This window comes from Gordonia jacobaea (assembly GCF_965344965.1).
In the GTDB taxonomy this organism is placed as follows: domain Bacteria; phylum Actinomycetota; class Actinomycetes; order Mycobacteriales; family Mycobacteriaceae; genus Gordonia; species Gordonia jacobaea.
This window is the reverse complement of the sequence record NZ_CBDRLS010000004.1, coordinates 360,441-383,515: the sequence shown is the minus strand read 5'-3', so window position 1 is coordinate 383,515 and position 23,075 is coordinate 360,441. Positions and strand designations below refer to the sequence as shown.

The window sequence follows — 23,075 nt, the reverse complement described above, 5'->3', positions numbered from 1 at the left end:
AATATTCCTTAATACCATCGACCGACAAGAACTCCCCGTAAGACACGAGTTGTGTTGCGCGGACGCATCAATGTCACATCAGATGCGAATGGCGGGCGCGGCGTCGTGGTCCATGATATCGACTCGATCCCGACTCACTAGAGTGGGTCGTTGTGAAGGTGACGGTACTCGTCGGCGGTGTCGGCGGCGCACGATTTTTGTCCGGGGTCCGCGAACTGCTCGGTCCGACGCCGTTTCCGGTCGCCGCGGGCGACTCGGCATCGAGCAACGGAAACGAGATCACCGCGGTGGTCAACGTCGGTGACGACGCATGGATGCACGGCGTGCGCATCTGTCCCGACCTCGACACCTGTATGTACACGCTCGGCGGTGGAATCGACCCGGAACGCAGTTGGGGTCGAGCCGACGAGTCGTGGCACGCCAAGGAGGAACTGGCCGCATACGGCGCAGACCCGGACTGGTTCGGACTCGGCGACCGCGACCTGGCGACGCATCTGATCCGCACCCAGATGCTCGATGCGGGCTACCGGCTCGCCGATGTGACCGCCGCACTGTGTCGGCGATGGCAGCCCGGCGTGCGACTACTGCCCGCAACCGACGAACGTCACGAGACACACGTCGTCGTCGCCAAACCCGATGGGAGCGAAGGCGAACGCGTCGCGATCCATTTTCAGGAATGGTGGGTCAAACACCGTGCGCAGATCCCGACCTTCGGGTTCGCACAGGTCGGGTCGGACGACACCGCACCGGCACCAGGGGTCGCCGAGGCAATCGCCGACGCCGACATCATCCTGCTCGCGCCGAGCAATCCCGTGGTCAGCATCGGGGCGATCGTCAGCGTTCCCGGCATCCGGAGCGCGTTACGCACCACGTCGGCGCCCGTGGTCGGCATCTCCCCGGTGATCGACAATCGTCCGCTGCGGGGAATGGCCGACGAGTGCCTGTCGGTCATCGGCGTCGAGTCGTCCGCTGAGGCGATCGCCGCCCACTACGGCGCCCGCAGCGGCAACGGAATCCTCGACGGGTGGCTGATCGCCGAGGGCGACACCGCACACGTCGACGGCATCGCCATCGGGACGGCGCCTCTGCTCATGACCGACCCGCAGACCACTGCCGTGATGGTCCGTGACGCGTGCGCCCTCGTCGGCGTCGACATTCCGCGGGCTGCGCACCCCGACGCGGCCGGAGACGCTCGATGACGGCCGACGCCGGCGCAGCGTCGCGAGGCGGAGCACTCCGCGACCACCGGGCCCCCGCGGCTCTGGAGATCATCCCGGTCACCGGTCTGCCCGAGTTCGACACCACGACCGACCTCGCAGCGGAGATCACACGCCGCGCCCCGTGGTTACGCGACGACGATGTCGTCGTCGTCACCAGCAAGGTGTTCTCCAAGACCGAGGGTCGGATGATTCCGGCGCCCACCGACCTCGACGAGCGTGATGCGCTGCGGCGCAAGCTGATCGACGCCGAGTCCGTGCGCGTCCTCGCGCGCAAGAACCGCACGTTGATCACCGAGAACAAACTCGGCCTCGTGCAGGCCGCCGCGGGCGTCGACGGCTCCAATGTGCCGACCGACCAGATCGCTCTGCTCCCCGAGGACCCCGACGGCAGCGCACGACTGTTGCGCGAAGCCATCGCGAGACTCACGGGTCACCACGTCGCTGTCATCGTCACCGACACGATGGGCCGCGCCTGGCGTACCGGACAGACCGACGTCGCGATCGGTGCGTCGGGAATCGCCGTGAGCCACCCCTACGAGGGCGGCGAGGACTCGTACGGCAACCCGTTGATCGTCACCGACATCGCCGTCGCCGACGAGATCGCGTCCGCCGCAGATCTGGTGAAGGGAAAGCTCGACGGCGTTCCGGTTGCGGTGGTGCGCGGGCTTCGCGTGCACGACGACGGATCGACTGCCGCGCGACTCGTGCGACCGGCCGACGAGGACCTGTTCCGCCTCGGCACCGCCGAGGCCATCACGCAGGGCAGGGTCGAGGCGATCCTGACCCGACGATCTATCCGCGACTTCTCGTCGGAACCCGTTGCGCCCGAGGATCTCCGGGCCGCATTAGCCGACGCGCTGACAGCGCCGGCGCCCCACCACACCCATCCGTTCCGTTTCGTCTGGGTGCGATCTCGTGAGCGTCGAGTCCGTCTGCTCGACGCGATGGGACACGCGTGGCGAGCCGACCTCTCGTCGGACGACAAGTCACCCGAGTCGATCTCCAAGCGTGTGCGGCGCGGCCAGATCCTCTACGACGCACCGGAACTGGTGATCCCGATGCTCACCGGCGACGGCGCGCACACCTACCCCGACTCACGTCGCAACGCCGCAGAGCACACGATGTTCACAGTCGCCGCAGGCGGCGCGGTCGCGAGCCTGCTCGTCGCGCTGTCGGTCCGCGGGCTCGGTAGTTGCTGGGTGGGATCGACGATCTTCGCACCGGACGTCGTGCGTCGCGAGCTCGACGTCGACCCCTCGTGGGAACCGTTGGGCGCCATCGCGATCGGATACCCCGCCCAGCCGCAGCAGCTACGCGAGCCGGCTCCGACCGACGAGTGGGTGATCGAGAGATGAGCGCTGAATCCCTTCACTCATCGGCCGTCGAACTTCTTCGGTCATGGAATGTGCGGGCGCCCGAGCAGGATTCGCTGCGACACGCCTATCTCGCATTTCTCGACGCGCAGCCGGATGCGTGCCTGCGCCGCAACGTTCACGGACATCTCACCGCGTCGACAATCGTGTTCGATGCCACGCACACCCACGTCCTACTGACGCTGCATCCGCGTGTGGGCAAATGGATTCAGCTCGGTGGGCACTGCGAAGAGTCCGACGACTCGATCGCCGACGCCGCACTCCGCGAGGCGCGCGAGGAGTCGGGAATCGACGACCTCACACTCGGCGCATTGGCCCAACTCCACACCCACCCCATCACCTGTTCTCTCGGCGTGCCCACCCGACACCTCGACGTGCGCTTCGCCGCGGTCGCGCAGCCGCAACCGGGTGGCGCCCTCCCCGACTTCGATATCAGCTCGGAGTCGGACGACCTGCGCTGGTGGCCGGTGAACGCGCTACCCGCCGACGACGGCACCGAGATCGAATCCCTCGTCGCCGCCGCGCTGGCGCAGCTCGCGGCCCGACAGCAGCGTTGAGAGCAGAGGGTTGAGAGCACCCTGCCGCGGGCATGCGCTCTAGATGCGGATGCCCTTGCCGACGGTGACCACCTCGCCGTTGCTGACGGCGAAACGATCGCGGTCGGCGGCGATGTCGACGCCGACCTGCTGGCCATCGGAGACGACGACGTTCTTGTCGAGAATCGCGTGCCGCACGACGGCGCCCTTGCCGATCCGCACACCGGGCATCAACACACTGCCCTCGACGATCGCGCCGTCTTCGACGTGCACGTTCGCGGAGATCACCGACTGCGACACCGTCCCACCCGAGATGATGCTGCCGCCACCGACGACCGAATCCTGCGCGGAGCCACCCTGCACGAACTTGGCGGGCGGGACGTTCAACGACTCGGCGCGGATCGGCCAGTTCTGGTTGTAGAGATTGAAGACGGGGTGCACCGACACGAGATCCATATGGGCGTCGTAGAACGCGTCGAGCGTTCCGACGTCCCGCCAGTAGCCCTTGTCGCGTTCCGTGGCCCCGGGAACCTCGTTGTCCTTGAAGTCGTACACGTAGGCGGCCTTGCGGTCGACGAAGCTCGGGATGATGTCGCCACCCATGTCGTGATCGGAGTCGGCATCGGCAGCGTCCTTGATGATCGCCTCGACAAGCGCATCGGTGGTGAACACATAGTTGCCCATCGAGGCAAAGGTGACGTCCGGATCGTCAGGTGTCCCAGGCGGATTGCTCGGCTTCTCCAGGAAGCGGGTGATCTTGCCCGAGTCGTCGGAGTCGATGACACCGAAGGCCGACGCCTCGACGCGCGGCACCCGGATACCGGCGACTGTCACCTCGGCGCCGGACGCGATGTGCGCCTCGACCATCTGCGACGGATCCATTCGGTACACGTGATCGGCACCGAACACGACGATGTACTCCGGCTGTTCGTCGAAGATCAGGTTCAGCGACTGGTAGATCGCGTCGGCGCTGCCCGTGTACCACCGCGGACCGAGACGCTGCTGCGCCGGAACGGGCGTGATGTACTCGCCATGAAATCCTGATGTCCACCAGGTTTGCGAGATGTGACGGTCGAGTGAGTGCGACTTGTACTGTGTCAGCACGCAGATTCGTTCGTACCCCGCGTTGACCAGATTCGACAGCACGAAGTCGATCAGCCGGTACGCACCACCGAACGGAACGGCCGGTTTGGCGCGGTCCTTGGTCAACGGGTACAGGCGTTTTCCCTCGCCACCGGCGAGGACGATTCCGAGAACGTGCGGCTGCGATCTCACACTCCCAACTTAACCGCCAACCACCAGTGGGGCCATACGAATCGCGGGTCCGTTCTCGAGCGATTCCACACGCGAATGGCGAAGTCTGACGCATGGCACTAGCGTCAGGACCCATGAGGGTGGCGATGATGACGCGGGAGTATCCACCCGAGGTCTACGGCGGCGCCGGAGTCCATGTCACAGAACTGGTCCGGCATCTCCGAAGTCTCGTCACCGTCGACGTGCACTGCATGGGCGTTCCGCGAGACGACGCCTTCGTCTACTCCCCCGACCCCGCGCTGGCCGACGCCAATCCGGCGCTGTCGATGCTCTCGACAGACCTTCGGATGACACAGGGAGCGGCCGACGCCGACATCGCGCACTCGCACACCTGGTACACCGGTACCGCCGGGCACCTCGCGGCTCGCCTGTACGGCATCCCACACATCCTCACCGCCCACTCCCTCGAACCGTTGCGGCCATGGAAGGCCGAACAACTCGGCGGTGGCTACCAGGTGTCGAGTTGGTCGGAACGCAACGCCGTCGAGTACGCCGATGCCGTCATCGCGGTCAGTTCGGGCATGCGCGCCGACGTGGTGAACGCCTACCCGCGGTTGGACCCCGAGCGAGTTCACGTCGTGCGCAACGGAATCGACACGACGCTGTGGTACCCGGTCGAGGAGCCCTACAACCAGGAGTCGACGCTGGTACGGCTGGGGGTCGATCCGTCGCGTCCCGTCGTCGCGTTCGTCGGGCGCATCACGCGCCAGAAGGGCGTCGGGCATCTCATCGCCGCCGCACATCACTTTGATCCGGCGATCCAGCTCGTCTTGTGCGCGGGCGCCCCCGACACCCCCGAGATCGCAGCACAGACCGAGGCCGCCGTCGCCGAACTGGCTGCCGCACGCGACGGAGTCCATTGGGTGCGCGAGATGCTCCCGCTACCCCGAATCCGCGAAATCCTCACCGCAGCAGATGTTTTCGTGTGCCCTTCGGTGTACGAGCCGCTCGGGATCGTCAATCTCGAGGCGATGGCATGCCAGACGGCCGTCGTCGCGTCGGCCGTCGGTGGAATCCCGGAAGTGGTGCGCGACAACGTCACCGGACGCCTCGTCCCTTACGACCCCACCGACGCTGTCGGCTTCGAACACGGAATCGCCGAGGCCGTCAACGACGTCGTGGGAGATCCGGCGGCCGCCACCGCGATGGGCATAGCAGGACGCGAACGCGCAGAATCCGAGTTCTCCTGGGACTCCATCGCCGAACAGACGCTCGACGTCTACCGGTCGACGCTCGCCTGACACACCGTGACCGTCACCGCGACGGTGACCGGGGTCGTCGTCGATCCCGGCGCGAATGTGCGTGCGGCTCGCTCGATCTCGTCACGATCACGATGAAAGGCCGTCGGCCCCATGGACACGAGGTCGGCGATGGTCGACGCCGTCACGTCGCGATGCTCGCGAACCACCGTCTGCTCGACGATCTCGAACCGCTGACCGACCGCGGCGGACACGGCGTCGGACTTGTCGGCAGACACCGACAGCATCGACATCGGCTCGATCAGTTCGGCGAGATGGTCCGGTTGCGGGGTGACGATGATCCACCGCCCACCGTCGCGCAGGATACGGGCGGTCTCGTCGACATTGCGCGGAGCGAACACCGACAGCACGACGTCGGCACAGTCGTCGACGAATGGGAGGTCGCGCCAGACGTCGGCGACGACGGCACCGGCTCCGGGAACTCTGCGCGTCAACGCGCGGGCACAGTATTTCGAGAGATCGACACCGACACCGCGAGCGTGTTCGACGCCGCCGAGTGCGGCCGACAGGTAGTGCCCCGGCCCGGCACCGAGATCGACGATCACCGGTGAACCCGTGTGGACCGACTGCGCCTGGGTGCTCCGAGTTGCAACCGCCTCGGCAACCGCGTTCACGACAGGATCGAGGACGCCTGCGTCGTGCACGCGCAGACGTGCTGACACCATGTCGGCGGTGTCGGACTTGAGCGACCCCGATCGACCGTCGAGCAGGGACACGTACCGCTGCTTGGCGATGTCGAACGAGTGCCGGAGCGGGCAGAACAGGCGTCTGCCCGGTTCATCGAAGGTGAGGGACTCGCCGCAGACCGGACAACGGAGCAGGTCGACAAAGTCGGTGATATCGCCGTCGGGCCCCGTGCTCGATGGTTCGGCTCGCGACTCCTGAGTCAGCCGGTGACCCCGCGCAGTTCTTCGCCGAGCGCTGCGGCTTCGTCTGCGGTCAGTTCGACGACGAGACGGCCGCCACCCTCGATAGGAATGCGGACAACGATCCCACGCCCCTCCTTGGCTGCTTCCAGGGGTCCATCCCCAGTACGTGGCTTCATCGCCGCCATTTCGCAAACTCCCTTCAGAGTTCTCTCGCCGTGGTGGATTCGACGACAGCGCACGGCTGCCGTGTTAATGATACGTGTTCACTGAATCGGCCCGACCGACGGACGCGAAAACCCCTAGTCGCGGTCGTTCTCCGACGGCGAGTCACCGGCGTGCGTGGAGTCGTAGACCGACCTGCTCTCGGTCGACACCGGCTCCGCGCCGTCACGTGCCTGCAGGGTGAGCACCACCGCACGCAGCTCGTCGATCTCCGCGGCAAGCCGCTCGAGCGCCCAGTCGACCTCACGGGGCTTGTAGCCGCGCACGGTCTGGGCGAACACTAGTGACCGCACATCGTCGCCCGCGATGCCCGCGGCGGGCAGGCGGGTCAGGGTCGTCTCGTCGTCGATCGGTGGCAGCTCTTCTCCACGACCGAACACGAACCACACGACAGCGAACACGGCGGCCACGACCACCACCATGATCAGCAGGTAGAGCAACAGCGTCTGCATGGAGAGAAGTCTATGACCGCCGTGGCGACGCTCAGGTCAGCTGGCCATCTCCTCGGCCGTCGCGTCGTCGCCGCGAATGGTGTTCATCGGCGGACGGTCCTCGAGATAGAGGTCGGTGGTGTGCGGAGTGAAGGTGCCGTCGGGCTCCGCGGTGAACTGGGTGAGCCCTGCGCCCGAGTCCTCGATGCCACATCGTCGCATCAAGGTGCCGACAATCTGCCTGCTCATGACGCCCAACTCGATCAGCGGGCGGTTGCGATGCGTGCGGACGCCCAGATTCACCTGGCCGATGCCGGAGAGTCCGTAGAGGTCGTAGGTGTCGATCAGTAGCCCGATCTCCACTCCGTACCCCGGCGCGAATGGGACGGCCGAGAGCAACTCCCTCGTACCCGCGTATTCGCCGCCCAGCGGCTGGAGCACGGCGGTCAACTCAGGTTTCTGCGATGCGAGCAACGGCCGGGCCACCAGTTCGGTGACTCGCCCGCCACCATTGGCGTCCTGGGTGGCTCCGGTCCGCAGCGGACGTCGGTAGTAGCCCTTGACCAGGTGGATGTCCGGGTTGACGAGCAGCGGTCCGAGCATCTTGGGCACGAACATCGGATCGGGATCGATGAGGTCGGAGTCGACGAAGGCGATGAGGTCGCCGGTGACCGCGGCGATGGACCGCCACAGCACCTCCCCCTTGCCCTTCACCGGCTCGAGTTCCGGGACGGCCTCCTCGCGACTGATGACCCGGGCGCCGGCGGCGATGGCCCGCTCCGCGGTGGCGTCGGTTGACCCGGAGTCGAGGACGACGAGTTCGTCGACCAGCGTGCCGAGGAGGGGCCTGATCGTCGCGATCACATCGGCGACGGTCTCCTCCTCGTTGAGCGCCGGCAGTACGACCGACACCGTGCGTCCCTGCTTGGCCGCCACGAGTTCTTCGATGGTCCAATCCGGCTGTTCCCACGTGTGCGTACTCGACCATGATTGCTCCTCGCCGATCGCGTCGGCGGGGGTCGGCCACATGGCTGTGCGGTCGCGATTGTTTGAAGCGGTCGCCCTGTGGCGAGCTTGGGTTCGACGTACCTGTTCGGTCATGCGAGTCCCCTGACTGTTCGGGCGGGTGGCCGTGTTCCCGCTATTGCAGCGACCATGTCGACGACTCGACGTGTGGCGGCGACCTCGTGGACGCGGAAGATTCGAGCTCCAGAAGCGGCGCTCAACGCTGTCGCGGCCAGTGTCCCCTCCACGCGCTCGTCGAGGTCCACACCCAAAGTCTCCCCCACGAAATCCTTGTTACTCAGTGCCATCAGCACTGGCCAGCCTGTATTAACAAGATCTTTTACGTGGCGTAACAGGAGCAGCCCGTGGTGAGTGTTTTTGCCGAAGTCGTGTGTCGGGTCGATAACGATTGAGTCGCGAGCCACGCCCTGCGCTTCGGCCGCTTCGGCCGCCCGGGTCACCTGTGCGATCACCTCTGCCACCACATCGGTCGGTTTCTCGCCGTAGGCGACGCGATGTGGACGCGTGCGGACCTCCATGCCGCCGGTGTGAGAACACACGATCCCGGCACGCCGTGCCGCGGCGACCTTCACCAGATCGGGATCGGCACCCGCCCAGGTGTCGTTGATGAGGTCGGCCCCGACAGCGCACGCGCGATCGGCGACTTCGGCGCGCCAGGTGTCGACACTGATCAGCAGATCCGGGTAGCGCTCACGAATCCACTCGACCATCGGCACGACACGCTCGGTCTCGGTCGCGGCGTCGACTTCTTCGCCGGGCCCCGCCTTCACGCCACCGATGTCGACGAAGTCGGCGCCCTCGGAGACGACCTGCCGGATACGAGCCTTGGCCGCGTCGTCGGAGAACGACGATCCACGGTCGTAGAACGAATCGGGCGTGCGATTGACGATGGCCATCACCAAGGCCCGATCGGCGGGCACCGGCCTACCGCACAGGGTCGCGTTCATGGGAGCCAGCGTAGCGATCGCCGCGCGTCACAGATCGACGGCGACCGCCGGCACTGGCGGTTGTGCGCCTGTTCAGTTCTTGGGCACCGTGGCGTTCGCCACCTCGTCGGCGTAACCGTCGTAGTACTTGACGTAACCCTCCGAGCGGCCCTTGAGCACGTAGAGCGGATCGTCGCCGGTGTCGGAGTAGCTCTCGTCGCGAAGTTCGACCTTGCGGTTCTTGAACGTCGACGTGGCCTCGAGCTGGTCGACGACGCGGACGAACAGCGGAATCGCGTACGGGGGCAGGGCGTCGTAGAGGTGCGCCGCGAGCTCCTTGCCGTCGAGCTCACCTCCGTCGCGCAGGGTGATCGCCCCCATGCCCGCCTTGCCGTCGGTTCCGGGGACCTCGGCACCGAACACGACGGACTGGCCGACCTGGGAGAACCCGTCGAGTCCCGCCTCGACCTGGGTTGTCGCCACGTTCTCACCCTTCCAGCGGAACGTGTCGCCGAGGCGATCGACGAAAGCAATGTGGGAGAAGCCCTGATCGCGGACGAGATCGCCCGAGTTGAACCACTCGTCGCCGTCCTTGAACGCGTCGCGGATGATCTTCTTCTCGGTCTCCGCCGGGTCGGTGTATCCGTCGATCGGGACGCGGTCGTTGATGCCGGAGATCAGCAGTCCGATTCCGCCACGCTTGACCTTGGTCAGTCGGCCGTCGGCATTGCGCTGAGGCTTGCCCTCGTCGTCGTACTCGACGATCGCGTACGGCAGTGGGCAGAACCCGGCGGTGCGCTCGACGCTGAAGGCGTTGACGAAGACCAGGTTGAGTTCGCTCGCGCCGTAGAACTCGACGATGCGCTCGATGCCGAAGCGTCGCTGGAACTCGTCCCAAATATCGGGGCGCATGCCGTTGCCGACGATGAGCCGGACGTCGTGCGAGCGATCGGTTGGCTTCTCGGGCTGGGCGAGGAGGTACCGGCAGAGCTCACCGATGTAGCAGAACGCCGTCGCGCGATTGCGGATCACGTCGTCCCAGAATTTCGACGCCGAGAAGTGCTTGCCGATCGCGATACACGCGCCGGCCGCGAGGACAGAGGAGAGCGAAACGCTGAGCGCGTTGTTGTGGTACAGCGGCAGCGGCACGTACATGGTGTCGCTGTGCTTGAGCCGAACGGCAAGCCCACCGATTCCGGAAAGGCTTGCAAGCCAACGGTTGTGGCTCATCACGCTCGCCTTGGGCATGCCCGTGGTACCCGACGTGAAGATGTAGAACGCCTCGGTGGATGCGGGCAGGTCCGCGGTGATCGAGGGGTTGGTTTCCGGCTTCTGGTCGGCTTCCTTCTCGAACTGCTCGAAGTCGTAGACATGCGACGGCAGCACGTCGGCACTGATGGACTCGAGTGCCTCGCTGCAGTCCGGGTCGAAGACCAGGACGCGCGCGCCGAGAAGCTCCACGCTGTGTTCGAGTACGTCGCCGCGCTGGTTGTAGTTCAACATTCCGGCGATTGCGCCGAGCTTGACCGTCGCGAGCATGAGCATCAGGTCGGTCGGGCAATTCTTCGACAGGATCGCGACGACGTCGCCTTTGGTCACGCCGTCTTCTTGAAGCACCCCGGCGTACCTGTTCACGTGACGATTCGCTTCGCCGTAGGTGATGGTCTTGCCCTCGAAGCGGATGAACGGGCGCTCCGGATGGTCTGCAGCACGCTTGGCGAAGATCGACCCGATCGTGCGCTTGGCGTCGGGCGGGCGCCTGATGAGGCCCGGCGCGGCCTTGATCATGCCGACGGCGTCGGGAGCCATCTTGGCGACACCCTTCAGCAAGTCTGAGATTCCGACGACCTTGGTGGCGTCACCTGACATCTATTTCCACCCTCCGCTACGTGTGCCAACACGCGTCAAAACGTGTTCTTCGACACCTTACCGCTCAGTAGCAAACGCGATGGCGGCCGGCACCGTGTCCGCCACTTTCAGCCTCGCCAGTGACCGCTCTGACACAAACCCCTGGCCCTGCAAACGCCGCAGCCAGTCGAACAGCGGCGCATAAAAATCGAAGGGATCGCAGATGATGACCGGTTTGGCATGCATCCCGAGATAGCCGCCCGTCCAGGTTTCGAAGAACTCTTCCAGGGTGCCGACGCCTCCCGGCAACGTGATGAATGCGTCTGCACGGTCGTCCATCAGTTGCTTGCGCTGTCGCATCGTCTCGGTGACGACGAGTTCGTCGGCATCGAGGTCGGCGACCTCGCGCTCCATCAGCGCCCGCGGGATGATGCCGATCGTCGAGCCGCCTGCCGCGCGTGTCGCCGACGCGACCGCGCCCATCATCGACACGTTGCCGCCACCCGAGACCAGGGTGTGTCCCGCGGCGCCGATGGCGGTCCCGAGGTCTGCGGCGAGGTCGAGGTAGCGCTCGTCGACCGGACCCGACGCGCAGTACACGCAGATCGCGGTCATCGGGTGGGAGTCGCGTCGACGATGATCTTCACCGCTTCCTCGGGGGTGTCGACGACGTGGAACAGGTCGAGGTCGTCGGAGGAGATCATCCCGCCCGCGAGGAGACGGTCGCGCATCCAATCGACGAGCCCCGCCCAGTGCTCACGTCCGAGCAACACGATCGGGAAGCGCACCACCTTCTTGGTCTGCACCAGGGTGAGCGCCTCGAAGAGCTCGTCGAGCGTGCCGAAGCCGCCGGGCAGGCACACGAACGCCTGGGCGTACTTGACGAACATCGTCTTGCGGACGAAGAAGTACCGGAAGTTCATCCCGAGATCGACCCACGGGTTGAGATGCTGCTCGAACGGCAACTCGATGTTCAGGCCGATGGAGCGCGAATCAGTATGTGCGGCACCGCGGTTGGCGGCCTCCATGACACCAGGACCACCTCCGGTGATGACCGCGTAACCCGCCTCACCGAGCGCCTTGCCCAGTCGGACACCGAGGTCGTACTCCGGCGTTCCCTCGGGGGTCCGGGCCGACCCGAACACCGTCACCGCCTCGGCGACGTCGTTCATCGCGTCGAAGCCCGCGACGAACTCGGATTGGATGCGCAGCACCCGCCACGAGTCACGCATGGTGCGTTCTGCTCGAAGCGTCTGATCGCGGGGGTTCACCCACTGCAGCAGCCGCCGATCGGTGGTCTCCGGTCGCTGCAGATCTCGTCGGATGCGCATCGGTCCGACGTAGCAGGCACCCTCCTCGTCGATCACCACCTCGCCGCCCGGCATGTCGCCGCTCGCGTCGGAGTCGGTGGCGCCTTGCGGCGTGCTCGGCACAGCGTCGGACGAGGCATCTTCAGGTACGGATGACATGCAGGTCACGCTAGCAAGCCTTCAGGTGTCACCGATGCTCACTCGCGCATGCGCACTACCGCCGCGAGCGTCGATGACGGGTGGCGTGGCCGGCTCGAGACCGCACCTCATCTGTGACGATCTACCTTCTGCACTGCCGAAGGTGCCGAGTGACAGATGAGGTGCGGATCATCGATGGTCGCGTCGAATGTGGCGCCGACGAATCCGCGACCGCCGTCAGACCAGCGGCGGCGACAGTTGCGCGAAGCCCTCCTGCCGCCGGTACGGGAAGTAGGGATAGGGCGCCTCGCGCTCGGAGACCGCGTCGAGGCGGGCCACCTGGGCGTCGTCGAGTGACCAGCCGACGCTGCCGAGGTTGTCGGCCAACTGCGTCTGCGTGCGCGCCCCGACGATCACGCTCGACACGGTCGGCCGACGCAGCAACCAGTTGAGCGCCACCTGCGGAATGCTCCGGCCGGTCTGCTCGGCGATATCGGCAAGTACATCCACGACGTCGTACAGGAGGTCGTCGTCGACGGGAGGTCCCGCGTCCGCGGTCACCGACAACCGGGACGGTCCGGACGACGTCACCCCGCGACGCAGCTTGCCCGTCAGCCGACCCCAGCCGAGTGGACTCCACACGATCGCGCCGACACCCTGGGCCACTCCGAGCGGCATCAGCTCCCACTCGTAATCACGACCGATGAGTGAGTAGTAGACCTGGTGTGCGACGTAGCGGGCACGCGCACGCCGCTCGGCAACCGCGAGTGACGACATCAATTGCCACCCACTGAAATTCGACACTCCCAGATACCGGATCTTGCCCGCACGCACGAGGTCGTCGAGGGCGTCGACCGTCTCCTCGATCGGAGTGCGGGCGTCGAAGGCATGGAGTTGGAAGAGGTCGATGCGATCGGTGTCGAGGCGTCGAAGTGCTGCGTCGACCGCGCTGATAAGGCGTGATCGCGACGTTCCGGCATCGGTCGCCCGCGCGCCGGTCGGAAGTGCGGCCTTGGTCGACACGATCACATCGTCGCGTCGCCCCTTCAACGCTGCGCCGAGGATCTCTTCCGACGCCCCGTCCGAGTAGACGTCTGCGGTGTCGAACAGTGTCACGCCCGCGTCGAGGCACGCGTCGACCATCGCTCGCGCCTCGTCGACGCCGACACTTCCCCACGCGCCGAAGAAGTCGCCGACCCCGCCGAACGTCGCAGCCCCGAATCCGACCTCAGAGACGACGAGCCCGGAGTTCCCCACGGTGCGATATTCCATATTTCCTCCTTAACGGAACCATTTTCCCGTTAAGAAAGTAGCGCATGCCGACCCTTAACGGAACCCCTGTTCCGTTAAGGGTCGCCGGTGAGTACGCTCCACGAATGGTCGACACCACGACACCGCGTCCGGAAGGTCGCACAGCACCACCGCGTCCGGAAGGTCGCACAGCACCACCGCGTCCGGGCGGTCGCACAGCGGCGGTCCGGACCGCGGTGCTCACCGCGACGGAGGATGCGCTCATCGACGCGGGCTTCGCGGGTATAGACCTCAGCGCGATCGCCGCTGCGGCTGGTGTCGGCAAGACAACGGTCTACCGACGTTGGGGTACGCCCGAGGCGTTGGTGGCCGATCTACTGGGAGAGATGGCGACACAGTCCGTATCTGCAACGCGCACAGGCAATCTCGCCGACGACCTACTGGCAAACGCACGGCTCGTCGTCGACACGCTGCGCGATCGGAGGCAGGGCCCGCTGTTCGGCGCGCTCATCGCGGCGGCCACCGGTGACGACCGCACGCGCGAGGCGCTCGCCGAGTTCTACCGCACGCGGGTGAGAGAATGGGTGAGCTGCGTCGACGACGCGATCGGCCGGGGCGACATCCCCGACGACACCGACACGTCTGCGGTGATCCGATCCGTGTCGGCGCCGCTGTACTACCTGATGCTCACGGGCGTCCGCACGCCGACCGAGCACGATGCGCGAATGGCGGTCGACGCGACACTCGCCGCACTCGACGCCGGGGCCTTCACGGCAGACACGGTCAGGACAGATACGCCCTGAGGAGATCGGTGACCTCGGCGATCTGGGCCACGGGCACGCGCTCGTCGACGCGGTGCGCGAGGTTGGGATCACCCGGGCCGAGGTTGACGGCCGGGATTCCGAGTGCCGAGAACCGCGACACGTCGGTCCAGCCGTACTTCGCACGGAACCGCCCGTGAGCGGCGTCGACCAGCGCGGCTGCGGCGGGATGGCTGAGTCCGGGCAGCGCGCCGGGCGCGGCATCGGTCAGTTCGAGTGTGATCATCTCGGTGTCGAGATCTTCGGCGAACACATCGCGGACGTGGTCGAGGGCGTCGTCGACGCTGCGATCGGGTGCGAATCGGAAGTTGATGGTCACCGAGGCGCTGTCGGGGATCACGTTGCCCGCCACTCCCCCGTCGATGCCGACGGCCGAGAGCCCCTCGCGATACTCGCAGCCGTCGATGTTGACGTAGCGCGGCTGATAGTTCGCGAGCGTGGTGAGCACTCCGGCCAGTTTGTGAATTGCGTTGTCGCCCATCCACGATCGCGCAGAGTGGGCACGGGTGCCCGAGGCGGTGAGCCGAACACGCAGGGTGCCCTGGCATCCGGCTTCGATCTGCCCGGCAGTGGGTTCACCGAGGATCGCGACGTCGCCCGAAAGCCACTCGGGCAGTTCGCGTTCGAGAAATCCGAGCCCGTTGTATTCGGCTGCGATCTCTTCGCAGTCGTAGAAGATGAGCGTGAGATCATGCGACGGATCGTCGAGAGTTGCGGCGAGATGGAGGAAGACGGCGTCGCCCGATTTCATGTCGACAGTTCCGCAGCCGTGCAGCACATCACCCTCGGCATCGTCGACGGTGCGTCGACTCGGCAGGTTGCCCGCGACGGGCACGGTGTCGAGGTGGCCCGCGAGGATGACCCGGCTCGGCTTACCGCGATTCGTGCGCGCGAGAACGCGATTGCCGTGTCGGAGCACCTCGAACCCGACCGTCTGCTCGCGGAGAGCCTTCTCGACGGCGTCGGCGATGGCCGATTCGTTGTGCGACTCGCTCTCGATGTCGACGAGCGCTGCGGTCAGCTCGACGGGATCGGCATGCAGGTCGAGGTCGGCGACGGCGTTCTCGGTGGTGCTCACCTCTCCAACTTATCGCGCGTGCGGCCGCCACCCGACTTTCGCATTCCGGCTCGCAACCCGTTCGGTAGCAGGCACCGAGCACCGGTGGCATGGTGGACCGCATGTTGGGAACCGTCATCCACGCGCCGTTCGACGTGCGCTTCGAGGAGCTCGACCGGCCCGCGATCGTCGAGCCGACCGACGCGATCATCCGCCTGTCGGCGACCTGCGTGTGCGGGTCGGATCTGTGGACCTATCGCGGCATCAACGAGATCACGCGCCCGGTCCCGATGGGACACGAGTACGTCGGCGTCGTGGAGGAGGTCGGGTCGGCGGTGACAAACGTGCGGCCAGGGCAGTTCGTGATCGGCTCGTTCTTCGCTTCCGACAACACCTGCGACATCTGCCGTGCCGGATATCAGACCGGCTGCGTGCATCGTGCACCGGTGCGTGGTGCGCAGGCCGAGTACCTCCGCGTCCCGCTCGCCGACGGCACGCTGGTCGCGACACCCGAGGTTCCCGACGACGAGATCGTGCCCGACCTCCTCGCGGCGTCGGACGTCCTCGGGACCGGCTGGTTCGGTGCCACCGCAGCTCAGGTCGGACCGGGCAAGACCGTCGTCGTGGTCGGCGACGGCGCCGTCGGACTGTTGGCCGTGCTCGCTTCGGCGCAACTCGGCGCCGAGCGGATCATCGCAATGAGCAGGCATGAGCAGCGCCAGAAGCTCGCTCTGGAGTTCGGGGCCACCGATATCGTGGCCGAACGCGGCGACGAGGGCGTCGCGGCGGTGAAGGAACTGACGAACGGACTCGGCGCGCACTCGGTGATCGAGGCAGTCGGCACGCAGCAATCGATGACGCAGGCCATCGATTCGACGCGCCCGGGCGGACACGTCGGCTTCGTCGGGGTGGCGCACGGGGTGGAGATTCCCGGCGACCAACTCTTCTACAAACTCGTCCACCTCCACGGCGGTCCAGCGCCCGTCCGTCAGTTCCTTCCGGATCTCATCACGCGCATCATGAATCGAGACATCAACCCGGGCAAAGTCTTTGACCTCACGCTGCCACTGAGCGGCGTGGCCGAGGGCTACGCCGCGATGGACGAGCGACGGGCGATCAAGGCCCTGCTGCAACCCTGAGACCCACACTCTGTCCGAAAGGTTCATGTGTGGCCGGCGGCTGTCGCATAGTGTCGCGCCCATGAGCGAAGACATCACGCCACGACCCGTTCTCAACGCCATCTCGTTCGTCGTCGCCGACATGGCGGCGACGGTCGAGTTCTACTCGCAACTCGGCCTCGAGTTCGACCCCGACGCCGCGAACGCCCCACACGCGCAAGCCACCGTCGCCGGGATGCAGATCATGTTCGACACCCGCGCCGTCGTGCTGTCATTCATGCCCGACTGGTACGTGCCAGAGGGAGGCCACCGCGCAGCTCTCGCGTTCGAATGTTCGTCGCCGGCAGCGGTCGACGCCGAGCACAGTCGCCTCGTCGACCTCGGCTACCGGTCGCTGCTCACCCCGTTCGACGCGGTCTGGGGACAGCGTTACGCGGTCATCCTCGACCCCGACGACAACCCGGTGGATCTCTACTGCGCCCTGAGCTGAGCCGCGTCGGCCACCGGCGGCACGAACGCTGTCGGAGACGCACCGGCCAGCGCGACGAACTCGCGAAACATATGGGCGTAGTCGGCGTATCCGGTGCGATGCGCCACCGCCGACAGATCCTCATCGCCGAGCACACTCATCGCGTGCCGCATCCGGAGAATCCTGCCCAGCGTCTTGGCCCCATACCCGAAGTACTGCAACGACATTCGATGCAGAGTCCGTTCGGTGACCGACAGCTCCGCTGCACAGTCGCCGACCGCGACACGACGACGCAGCAGGTCGACGAGGTGCCGTGACCAGGGCGGCGGGGCCGTGTGCCGATCAGCGGTGCACAACTCGGTCAGCGTGGCGACCTTGTCGTCGGAGGCTTCCAACAGCTCACACCAGCGCTCGACGCGTGGTCGCTGCCAGAGGGTGTCGGCGTCTACCCGCTGATCACGAAGCTCGACGGCCGGTACCCCGAGCAGACCCTGCGCGTGTCCGGGAAAGAATCGGAGCCCGACCATCTCATGCGGTTGATGTGCGACAAAGACATTCGGACGAGTGTCTGGCCCCGCGAACAACAGGCCCTCACCGGTCCAGATGACATCCATGCAGCCGTCGGGCAAAACCGTCGCTTCGCCGACGTCGACGGCACTTCGCCACGCGTGCACTGCTGCGACTCGCTCGGCCGATGACGTCATTTCTCCAGTGTCGCCCACGGCGAGCGACGGTGTCAGCCCGCTGGTCACGCTGCCATCGCTCTGGACACAAGGCCCTGTCAGCTTGGGACGAAAGACCCTCTCCCCCAAGCCAACCGAGGTCGAACATTGGACACGTAGACCACTCGTCGAGGAGATGATGTCCGATGTCCATCCGCCGCACGCACACCGACAACCCCCAGCACCCTGCCGCCATCGTCGGGTTCGCGATCTTCCTGATCGGCTTCGGCGCCGCACCGCTCGCCCTGACAGCGCTCGCGTTCGGGAGTGGCACTGCCGCTCTCGTCGCCGCGATCGTGGCGGTGATCGGAATGGCGATCGGGATCGGCATCGTCTCGGCGATGACACGACGCCTCCAGCACAGCGCACTGTTGCCCGATGCGACGTCGAAAGAGGAGCAGCACTACCTGGAGGTCTACCGCCACCAGGTCGCCTAGCCTGCCGCACGCAAGCGAGGTCGGGGTCCCGGGTTGGGCGGGACGTCGACCTCGCTGCACTTTCTGCGGTTGACCGTCGGATCTTGCCCTAATCAACCACCGGACTGTGACCTGGATAACACTAGGCTGTATGCGTCGTCGAATCGAGGAGATGGCGCCATGACGGCCTTCCACAGATCTCACGTGTCACACGGCAATCATCCGATGGGTGTTGTCGCCTTCGTTCTCGTGCTGGCGGGCTTTTTGTCGCTGGCAATTTCGCTGACCATGTTGGCGACGGGTGAAACCACTGCCGGCATCGTCTGGGCGGTGGTGATGGTGGCGGCATTCGCGGGTGGCGCGGCTGTGCTGATCGCGCTGAGCCGACAGATGTATCACAGCGCGTTCTTCCCGGTGAACACCGAGCACGACCGCGTCGAGTACGACCACATGTATCACCAGCACTGATTCCGGTCGATGCGGGCGACCTGGCCCAGCCCGTGCGGAGGTCGCCGGTAAACTCCTGCCCGTGACGACGAATGGCGCTTTCGCAACAGGCATCGCAACCGTGACCAACGGGGGGTCCGCCGATCCCGGCGTTGTCCTCGACGTCTGGTATCCGGACCCCGAACTCGCAACGCCGGATCTGGCCGATACCAAGATCCTCGAGGGCGACGACATTCCCGCCGACCTGAACGATCTGGTCGGCCTCGACGAGGCACGCGGCGTCAAGATCGTCGCCGTCCGCACCTCCATCGCTGATCTGTCGGTCGCCCCGTCGGATGCCTATGACGTCTACCTGCGCCTGCACCTGCTGTCGCATCGACTCATCGAGCCACACGAGGCGAATCTCGAGGGCATCTTCGGGCTGCTGTCGAACGTCGTCTGGACCAACTTCGGGCCGTGTCCGGTGGAAGGATTCGAGAAGGTTCGACGACGCCTTCGCGCACGCGGACACGTGACCGTGCTGAGCATCGACAAGTTCCCCCGGATGGTCGATTACGTCGCACCGGGCGGAGTCCGGATCGGCGATGCCGACCGCGTGCGTCTCGGCGCACACCTCGCCCCCGGCACCACCGTGATGCACGAGGGATTCGTTAACTACAACGCGGGCACGCTCGGCTCGTCGATGGTCGAGGGGCGTATCTCCGCGGGTGTGGTCGTCGGCGACGGTTCGGACATCGGTGGCGGAGCGTCGACGATGGGCACGCTGTCGGGTGGCGGCAAAGAGATCATCTCGCTGGGCAAGCGCTGCCTGCTCGGCGCGAACTCCGGTTGCGGCATTGCCCTCGGCGACGACTGTGTCGTCGAGGCAGGGCTGTACGTGACCGCAGGCACCAAGGTGACGGGTCCCGACGGCGCGTCGATCAAGGCGCGTGAGCTCTCCGGGCAGTCGAATCTGCTGTTCCGTCGCAACAGTCTCACCGGCGCCGTCGAGGTGGTGCCGTGGAAGGGCGACGGCATCGCGCTCAACGAGGCGCTGCACAAGAACAACTGACCCGGGGCTGCCGAGTCGGCATTGCGGACGCCTTCGTGGTGGCGTGTGATTTCGACTCGGCAGCTCGCTGCGCTCGCGGCCGGCTCAATCAGCGGGTGAGGCCGGCTCAATCAGCGGGCGGGGCCGGTTCGATCGGCGGGTGGAGCGGCTCAATCAGCGGAGCGGCGTCGGGCCGGGTTGTGGATGTGTGTCGAATCGAAGGATGTGGGTGCCGCAGCACCCACATCCTTACGTTCGACACACATTTACCGCGGGAGTGGGCGGATAAGGCGCCGAGCCGGCGGGTCGGGCGGACTTTCAGGCGGTGAGTCGCGCTGCGGCGGCGTCGATGCGCTCGTCGGTGGCGGTGAGGGCGAAGCGCACGTGGTTGACCCCGAGCGGTCCGTAGAAGTCTCCGGGGGCCGCCAGGATGCCGCGCTGGGCAAGCCACGCAACGGTGTCGCGGCAGCCCTCGTCGCGGGTGGCCCAGAGGTAGAGCCCGGCCTCCGAATCGTCGACGCGGAAACCTGCCTCGCGCACCGCGGGCAGTAGGCGCGAGCGGCGCAACTGGTAGCGGGCGCGCTGTGCCTCGACGTGCGTGTCGTCGGAGAGCGCAGCGGTCATGGCTGCCTGGATCGGGAACGGCACGATCATGCCCGAGTGTTTGCGCACGGCAAGGAGTTCGGCGATCAGGTCGCGGTCGCCTGCGAAGAAGCCCGCGCGATACGACGCCAGGTTGGAGATCTTCGACAGGGAGTGGATCGCGAGCAGCCCGGTATGGTCGCCGTCGCTGACCCGGGGGTCGAGGATCGAGACGGCCTCGGTGTCCCAGGACAATCCGAGGTAGCACTCGTCGGACGCGAGGATCGTGTCGTGCTCGCGGCACCACGCAACCACCTTGCGCAGGTGGTCGACGCCCAGCACGCGGCCCGTCGGATTCGACGGTGAGTTGATGAACATGAGCGCGGGTGCCGAGCTGCCCATGACCGGGCCGAGCTGCAGCGTCGAATCTGCTCGTGTCACCGACGCACCCGCGAGCAGCGCGCTCACTTCGTACGTGGGGTAGGCGACCTCGGGGATCACGACGTTGTCGCCAACGCCGATACCGAGCGCGGAGGTCAGCCCGGCGATCGCCTCTTTGGTTCCGATGACCGGGAGAATCGACGATTCGTCGAGTCCTGTTGCGCCGTACCGGCGCGCCAACGCGTCGACGGCAGCCTTGCGCAGCTCAGGTGTGCCGACGGTTGTCGGATAGCCGGGGAAATCCGACGCCGACGCCAACGCCTCGCGGATCAGCGTGTCGACGGGATCGACAGGCGTACCGACGGAAAGGTCGACGATGCCGTCCTCGTGAGCAGCAGCGGTCGCCTTGGCCTCGGCGAGCGAATCCCAGGGAAAATCGGGTAGCGCCTCACTCACACGTGCCCGGCGGGCCGTTCGCAAGTCAGTCCTCGCCCTCGTTCATCGGGGGGAGTTCCTTGATGAACGGCGGGTCGTAGTCGGTCTTGCCCACCTTGCTCGCACCACCAGGCGAGCCGAGGTCGTCGAAGAAGTCGGCGTTCGCGCTGACGTAGGGCTCCCACTCGTCGGGAACGTCGTCCTCGTAGAAGATCGCTTCCACAGGACACACCGGTTCGCAGGCACCGCAGTCAACGCACTCATCCGGCTGGATGTACAGACTGCGGCCACCCTCGTAGATGCAATCGACAGGGCACTCCTCGACGCAGGCCTTGTCCATCACGTCCACACAGGGCTCCGCGATGATGTACGTCACCACTCTCTCCTTCTCCGCATAACGTTCATGTGTCCGCTCGCGCCCGCGTGTGCTCACGCGGCGGCAGACCTTGACGCGAGGGCTGATCGCGTCGCATGCGCACACCGTCGACCTTCCCCGAAGCAGGCGCGGAGCACACACGCATCGTCAACCTTATCTGCCTGGCCCAGCCCGGGCCCACATCGCCCCGTGCTATCGCTCACATCTGTCCCGGTCAGGGCAACTCGGCACGACGAAGATCACAATTTCGACGTTTCCTTCCCTTCGCGAACTCGCATAGTGGGTTTGCGTTCAGCGTGACGCCAACCCTCCCGCGGCGCAGAGGTCGGGAGCATCCTGTCCTGGTGAGTCTGATCATCGCCCGGAACGGGGCCCAGCAGATCAGCGTGGGATTGGCGATCGCGCACTGTCGACGCCGCTGATCACCCGCCGATCCCCGACCCCTCTCCACCTTCGTCCGGAGTGCTCATGACCTCGACCCTCGATCCCGTGCACCGTGCCGCGACACGACCGACGAGTGCCACCCTTCCCACCAGACTTCGACCCGCCGACCTCCTGCGCATCACAGATCAGGGCGTCGCGGACGTTCTCGACGGTCGCTATAACCACCTCCTGCCCTCGAGCTGGGACCCCGTCGAACGCTGGTCGACCCGCCTCGAATCCGACGACGACCTCGACCTCTGGCTGATCAGCTGGACACCCGACAGGTCGACGGACCTACACGACCACGCCGGCTCGCTCGGCGCACTGACCGTGCTCTCCGGAGCACTGCGTGAGTACCGCTGGACCGGCAACGACCTCGCACTGCGCATTCTGTCCGCGGGCGACCAGGCGTCGTTTCCCCTCGGTTGGGTCCACGACGTGCAGCATCACGCCAGCGCACCTCCGCTGCGCGGACTCAACCAGGCGCACGCAACCTCGCACCGCCTCGGCTCGGTGAACGAGCCCGGCCCCACGCTCAGCGTGCATGCCTATTCGCCACCGCTGACGGCGATGTCGTTCTACGAGGTCACCGACGCGAGCCGGTTGCGACGCACGCGCACAGAACTCACCGACGAACCCGAATGACCCCGATAACCTTGCGATGTGCCGATGACGATCAATGACCTCCTGCTGAACGCCCGCGAAAGCCTCCAGCGAGTCGACGCCGCGGATCTGCCCGCCGAACTCGAGAGCGGTGCAGTCCTCGTCGACATCCGGCCGGCCGCGCAGCGCGCCGCCGAAGGACAGCATCCCGACGCCCTCGTCATCGAGCGCAATGTCCTGGAGTGGCGCTGCGATCCCGCCAGCGACGCCCGGATCGACGAGGCAGTCGATCACGACGTGCGGTGGATCATCCTGTGCTCGGAGGGCTACACGTCGAGCTTGGCTGCGGCATCGTTGCAGCAGTTGGGTTTACACCGCGCCACCGACGTCGTCGGCGGCTACCGAGCGATACTCGCCGCGCAGTCAAACGACTGAGCATCCCAGAGCCGCAAGACTTCCCCGCGCCGCAAGC

Annotated in this window: 26 protein-coding genes; 12 read left to right on the top strand and 14 right to left on the bottom strand. The window is 66.2% G+C overall.

Annotation, left to right across the window (positions count from 1 at the left end):
• The first annotated feature begins 152 nt into the window (after positions 1-152).
• The 3 genes from cofD to ACRVY7_RS15925 are packed head-to-tail and all read left to right on the top strand — an operon-like array spanning position 153 to position 3,150.
• Complete coding sequence (gene cofD, locus ACRVY7_RS15935; protein ID WP_431817745.1) at positions 153-1,199, top strand: 2-phospho-L-lactate transferase; 1,047 nt, start codon at positions 153-155, stop codon at positions 1,197-1,199.
• Positions 1,196-2,575, top strand: coding sequence for a coenzyme F420-0:L-glutamate ligase (locus ACRVY7_RS15930; protein ID WP_431817744.1), 1,380 nt, complete (start codon positions 1,196-1,198; stop codon positions 2,573-2,575). Before cofD ends, ACRVY7_RS15930 begins: the two co-directional genes overlap by 4 nt.
• Complete coding sequence (locus tag ACRVY7_RS15925; protein ID WP_431817743.1) at positions 2,572-3,150, top strand: NUDIX hydrolase; 579 nt, start codon at positions 2,572-2,574, stop codon at positions 3,148-3,150. The genes ACRVY7_RS15930 and ACRVY7_RS15925 overlap by 4 nt, the downstream gene beginning before the upstream one ends.
• 39 nt (positions 3,151-3,189) lie before the next feature.
• On the opposite strand, the gene glgC is transcribed toward ACRVY7_RS15925, so the two are convergent.
• Complete coding sequence (gene glgC, locus ACRVY7_RS15920; RefSeq protein ID WP_049698462.1) at positions 3,190-4,404, bottom strand: glucose-1-phosphate adenylyltransferase; 1,215 nt, start codon at positions 4,402-4,404, stop codon at positions 3,190-3,192.
• Between the two features lie 113 nt (positions 4,405-4,517).
• Between glgC and glgA the strand changes: the two genes are divergently transcribed.
• On the top strand, positions 4,518-5,684 hold the full coding sequence (glgA, locus tag ACRVY7_RS15915) for a glycogen synthase (RefSeq protein WP_197494575.1): 1,167 nt from the start codon (positions 4,518-4,520) through the stop codon (positions 5,682-5,684).
• Here glgA and ACRVY7_RS15910 read toward each other — a convergent pair.
• From ACRVY7_RS15910 to ACRVY7_RS15870, 9 genes are all read right to left on the bottom strand, one after another.
• Positions 5,663-6,523 carry a putative RNA methyltransferase gene (locus ACRVY7_RS15910; RefSeq protein ID WP_431817882.1) on the bottom strand — a complete coding sequence of 287 codons (861 nt, stop codon included), beginning with the start codon at positions 6,521-6,523 and terminating at the stop codon, positions 5,663-5,665. The two genes, glgA and ACRVY7_RS15910, sit on opposite strands and share 22 nt — an antisense overlap.
• Positions 6,524-6,588: 65 nt before the next feature.
• Positions 6,589-6,756, bottom strand: coding sequence for a DUF3117 domain-containing protein (locus ACRVY7_RS15905; protein WP_004019232.1), 168 nt, complete (start codon positions 6,754-6,756; stop codon positions 6,589-6,591).
• A 114-nt stretch (positions 6,757-6,870) separates the two neighbouring features.
• Positions 6,871-7,245: a DivIVA domain-containing protein gene (locus tag ACRVY7_RS15900; protein ID WP_049698464.1), complete on the bottom strand. Its 375-nt coding sequence runs from the start codon at positions 7,243-7,245 to the stop codon at positions 6,871-6,873.
• A 36-nt stretch (positions 7,246-7,281) separates the two neighbouring features.
• Complete coding sequence (locus ACRVY7_RS15895) at positions 7,282-8,325, bottom strand: glucosyl-3-phosphoglycerate synthase (RefSeq protein WP_064870330.1); 1,044 nt, start codon at positions 8,323-8,325, stop codon at positions 7,282-7,284.
• Positions 8,322-9,197, bottom strand: a complete 876-nt coding sequence (gene folP, locus ACRVY7_RS15890; protein WP_431817742.1) for a dihydropteroate synthase — start codon at positions 9,195-9,197, stop codon at positions 8,322-8,324. Before folP ends, ACRVY7_RS15895 begins: the two co-directional genes overlap by 4 nt.
• A 72-nt stretch (positions 9,198-9,269) precedes the next feature.
• A complete protein-coding gene (locus tag ACRVY7_RS15885; RefSeq protein WP_049698467.1) occupies positions 9,270-11,045 on the bottom strand; it encodes a long-chain-acyl-CoA synthetase in 1,776 nt (591 codons plus the stop codon).
• Positions 11,046-11,102: 57 nt separating this feature from the next.
• Positions 11,103-11,639: an LOG family protein gene (locus ACRVY7_RS15880; RefSeq protein ID WP_331436092.1), complete on the bottom strand. Its 537-nt coding sequence runs from the start codon at positions 11,637-11,639 to the stop codon at positions 11,103-11,105.
• Positions 11,636-12,409 (bottom strand): LOG family protein, encoded by a 774-nt coding sequence (locus ACRVY7_RS15875; RefSeq protein ID WP_064870417.1) that lies wholly within the window; start codon positions 12,407-12,409, stop codon positions 11,636-11,638. Before ACRVY7_RS15875 ends, ACRVY7_RS15880 begins: the two co-directional genes overlap by 4 nt.
• Before the next feature lie 300 nt (positions 12,410-12,709).
• Positions 12,710-13,744 (bottom strand): aldo/keto reductase, encoded by a 1,035-nt coding sequence (locus tag ACRVY7_RS15870; RefSeq protein ID WP_431817741.1) that lies wholly within the window; start codon positions 13,742-13,744, stop codon positions 12,710-12,712.
• A gap of 104 nt (positions 13,745-13,848) precedes the next feature.
• Here ACRVY7_RS15870 and ACRVY7_RS15865 point away from each other — a divergent pair, with 104 nt between their 5' ends.
• Positions 13,849-14,526, top strand: coding sequence for a TetR/AcrR family transcriptional regulator (locus ACRVY7_RS15865; protein WP_431817740.1), 678 nt, complete (start codon positions 13,849-13,851; stop codon positions 14,524-14,526).
• Here the strand turns inward: ACRVY7_RS15865 and dapE are convergent.
• Positions 14,507-15,622 carry a succinyl-diaminopimelate desuccinylase gene (dapE, locus tag ACRVY7_RS15860; RefSeq protein ID WP_049698470.1) on the bottom strand — a complete coding sequence of 372 codons (1,116 nt, stop codon included), beginning with the start codon at positions 15,620-15,622 and terminating at the stop codon, positions 14,507-14,509. The two genes, ACRVY7_RS15865 and dapE, sit on opposite strands and share 20 nt — an antisense overlap.
• Positions 15,623-15,723: 101 nt before the next feature.
• Between dapE and ACRVY7_RS15855 the strand changes: the two genes are divergently transcribed.
• Positions 15,724-16,740 (top strand): zinc-dependent alcohol dehydrogenase family protein, encoded by a 1,017-nt coding sequence (locus ACRVY7_RS15855; RefSeq protein WP_431817739.1) that lies wholly within the window; start codon positions 15,724-15,726, stop codon positions 16,738-16,740.
• Positions 16,741-16,801: 61 nt separating this feature from the next.
• A complete protein-coding gene (locus ACRVY7_RS15850) occupies positions 16,802-17,209 on the top strand; it encodes a VOC family protein (RefSeq protein WP_064870336.1) in 408 nt (135 codons plus the stop codon).
• Here the strand turns inward: ACRVY7_RS15850 and ACRVY7_RS15845 are convergent.
• Complete coding sequence (locus ACRVY7_RS15845) at positions 17,191-17,892, bottom strand: helix-turn-helix domain-containing protein (RefSeq protein ID WP_431817738.1); 702 nt, start codon at positions 17,890-17,892, stop codon at positions 17,191-17,193. The genes ACRVY7_RS15850 and ACRVY7_RS15845 overlap by 19 nt on opposite strands.
• Positions 17,893-18,056: 164 nt before the next feature.
• On the opposite strand from ACRVY7_RS15845, the gene ACRVY7_RS15840 reads away from it, so the two are divergent.
• The 3 genes from ACRVY7_RS15840 (at position 18,057) to dapD (ending at position 19,824) form a co-directional block, all read left to right on the top strand.
• The gene (locus ACRVY7_RS15840; protein WP_064870337.1) at positions 18,057-18,347 is read left to right on the top strand and encodes a hypothetical protein; all 291 of its coding nucleotides are present in this window, start codon (positions 18,057-18,059) and stop codon (positions 18,345-18,347) included.
• A 159-nt stretch (positions 18,348-18,506) separates the two neighbouring features.
• The gene (locus ACRVY7_RS15835) at positions 18,507-18,794 is read left to right on the top strand and encodes a hypothetical protein (RefSeq protein ID WP_064870338.1); all 288 of its coding nucleotides are present in this window, start codon (positions 18,507-18,509) and stop codon (positions 18,792-18,794) included.
• Positions 18,795-18,855: 61 nt separating this feature from the next.
• Positions 18,856-19,824 (top strand): 2,3,4,5-tetrahydropyridine-2,6-dicarboxylate N-succinyltransferase, encoded by a 969-nt coding sequence (gene dapD, locus ACRVY7_RS15830; RefSeq protein WP_082938049.1) that lies wholly within the window; start codon positions 18,856-18,858, stop codon positions 19,822-19,824.
• Between the two features lie 297 nt (positions 19,825-20,121).
• Here the strand turns inward: dapD and dapC are convergent, their stop codons facing one another.
• The gene (dapC, locus tag ACRVY7_RS15825) at positions 20,122-21,246 is read right to left on the bottom strand and encodes a succinyldiaminopimelate transaminase (RefSeq protein ID WP_431817737.1); all 1,125 of its coding nucleotides are present in this window, start codon (positions 21,244-21,246) and stop codon (positions 20,122-20,124) included.
• A 1-nt stretch (position 21,247) separates the two neighbouring features.
• Positions 21,248-21,580 (bottom strand): ferredoxin, encoded by a 333-nt coding sequence (gene fdxA, locus ACRVY7_RS15820; RefSeq protein WP_049698476.1) that lies wholly within the window; start codon positions 21,578-21,580, stop codon positions 21,248-21,250.
• A 465-nt stretch (positions 21,581-22,045) separates the two neighbouring features.
• Here fdxA and ACRVY7_RS15815 point away from each other — a divergent pair, with 465 nt between their 5' ends.
• Positions 22,046-22,645 carry a cupin domain-containing protein gene (locus ACRVY7_RS15815; RefSeq protein WP_431817736.1) on the top strand — a complete coding sequence of 200 codons (600 nt, stop codon included), beginning with the start codon at positions 22,046-22,048 and terminating at the stop codon, positions 22,643-22,645.
• Positions 22,646-22,669: 24 nt separating this feature from the next.
• Complete coding sequence (locus ACRVY7_RS15810; RefSeq protein WP_431817735.1) at positions 22,670-23,038, top strand: rhodanese-like domain-containing protein; 369 nt, start codon at positions 22,670-22,672, stop codon at positions 23,036-23,038.
• The last annotated feature ends 37 nt before the right edge of the window (positions 23,039-23,075 follow it).

Bases quoted from the DNA above. Each gene is read 5' to 3' on its own strand.
- ACRVY7_RS15930 (WP_431817744.1), top strand. From the start codon at position 1,196: ATGACGGCCGACGCCGGCGCAGCGTCGCGAGGCGGAGCACTCCGCGAC.
- ACRVY7_RS15925 (WP_431817743.1), top strand. From the start codon at position 2,572: ATGAGCGCTGAATCCCTTCACTCATCGGCCGTCGAACTTCTTCGGTCA.
- glgA (WP_197494575.1), top strand. From the start codon at position 4,518: ATGAGGGTGGCGATGATGACGCGGGAGTATCCACCCGAGGTCTACGGC.
- ACRVY7_RS15905 (WP_004019232.1), bottom strand. From the start codon at position 6,756: ATGGCGGCGATGAAGCCACGTACTGGGGATGGACCCCTGGAAGCAGCC.
- ACRVY7_RS15900 (WP_049698464.1), bottom strand. From the start codon at position 7,245: ATGCAGACGCTGTTGCTCTACCTGCTGATCATGGTGGTGGTCGTGGCC.
- ACRVY7_RS15895 (WP_064870330.1), bottom strand. From the start codon at position 8,325: ATGACCGAACAGGTACGTCGAACCCAAGCTCGCCACAGGGCGACCGCT.
- folP (WP_431817742.1), bottom strand. From the start codon at position 9,197: ATGAACGCGACCCTGTGCGGTAGGCCGGTGCCCGCCGATCGGGCCTTG.
- ACRVY7_RS15885 (WP_049698467.1), bottom strand. From the start codon at position 11,045: ATGTCAGGTGACGCCACCAAGGTCGTCGGAATCTCAGACTTGCTGAAG.
- ACRVY7_RS15880 (WP_331436092.1), bottom strand. From the start codon at position 11,639: ATGACCGCGATCTGCGTGTACTGCGCGTCGGGTCCGGTCGACGAGCGC.
- ACRVY7_RS15875 (WP_064870417.1), bottom strand. From the start codon at position 12,409: ATGCCGGGCGGCGAGGTGGTGATCGACGAGGAGGGTGCCTGCTACGTC.
- ACRVY7_RS15870 (WP_431817741.1), bottom strand. From the start codon at position 13,744: ATGGAATATCGCACCGTGGGGAACTCCGGGCTCGTCGTCTCTGAGGTC.
- ACRVY7_RS15865 (WP_431817740.1), top strand. From the start codon at position 13,849: ATGGTCGACACCACGACACCGCGTCCGGAAGGTCGCACAGCACCACCG.
- ACRVY7_RS15855 (WP_431817739.1), top strand. From the start codon at position 15,724: ATGTTGGGAACCGTCATCCACGCGCCGTTCGACGTGCGCTTCGAGGAG.
- ACRVY7_RS15850 (WP_064870336.1), top strand. From the start codon at position 16,802: ATGAGCGAAGACATCACGCCACGACCCGTTCTCAACGCCATCTCGTTC.
- ACRVY7_RS15845 (WP_431817738.1), bottom strand. From the start codon at position 17,892: ATGACGTCATCGGCCGAGCGAGTCGCAGCAGTGCACGCGTGGCGAAGT.
- ACRVY7_RS15840 (WP_064870337.1), top strand. From the start codon at position 18,057: ATGTCCATCCGCCGCACGCACACCGACAACCCCCAGCACCCTGCCGCC.
- ACRVY7_RS15835 (WP_064870338.1), top strand. From the start codon at position 18,507: ATGACGGCCTTCCACAGATCTCACGTGTCACACGGCAATCATCCGATG.
- ACRVY7_RS15815 (WP_431817736.1), top strand. From the start codon at position 22,046: ATGACCTCGACCCTCGATCCCGTGCACCGTGCCGCGACACGACCGACG.
- ACRVY7_RS15810 (WP_431817735.1), top strand. From the start codon at position 22,670: ATGACGATCAATGACCTCCTGCTGAACGCCCGCGAAAGCCTCCAGCGA.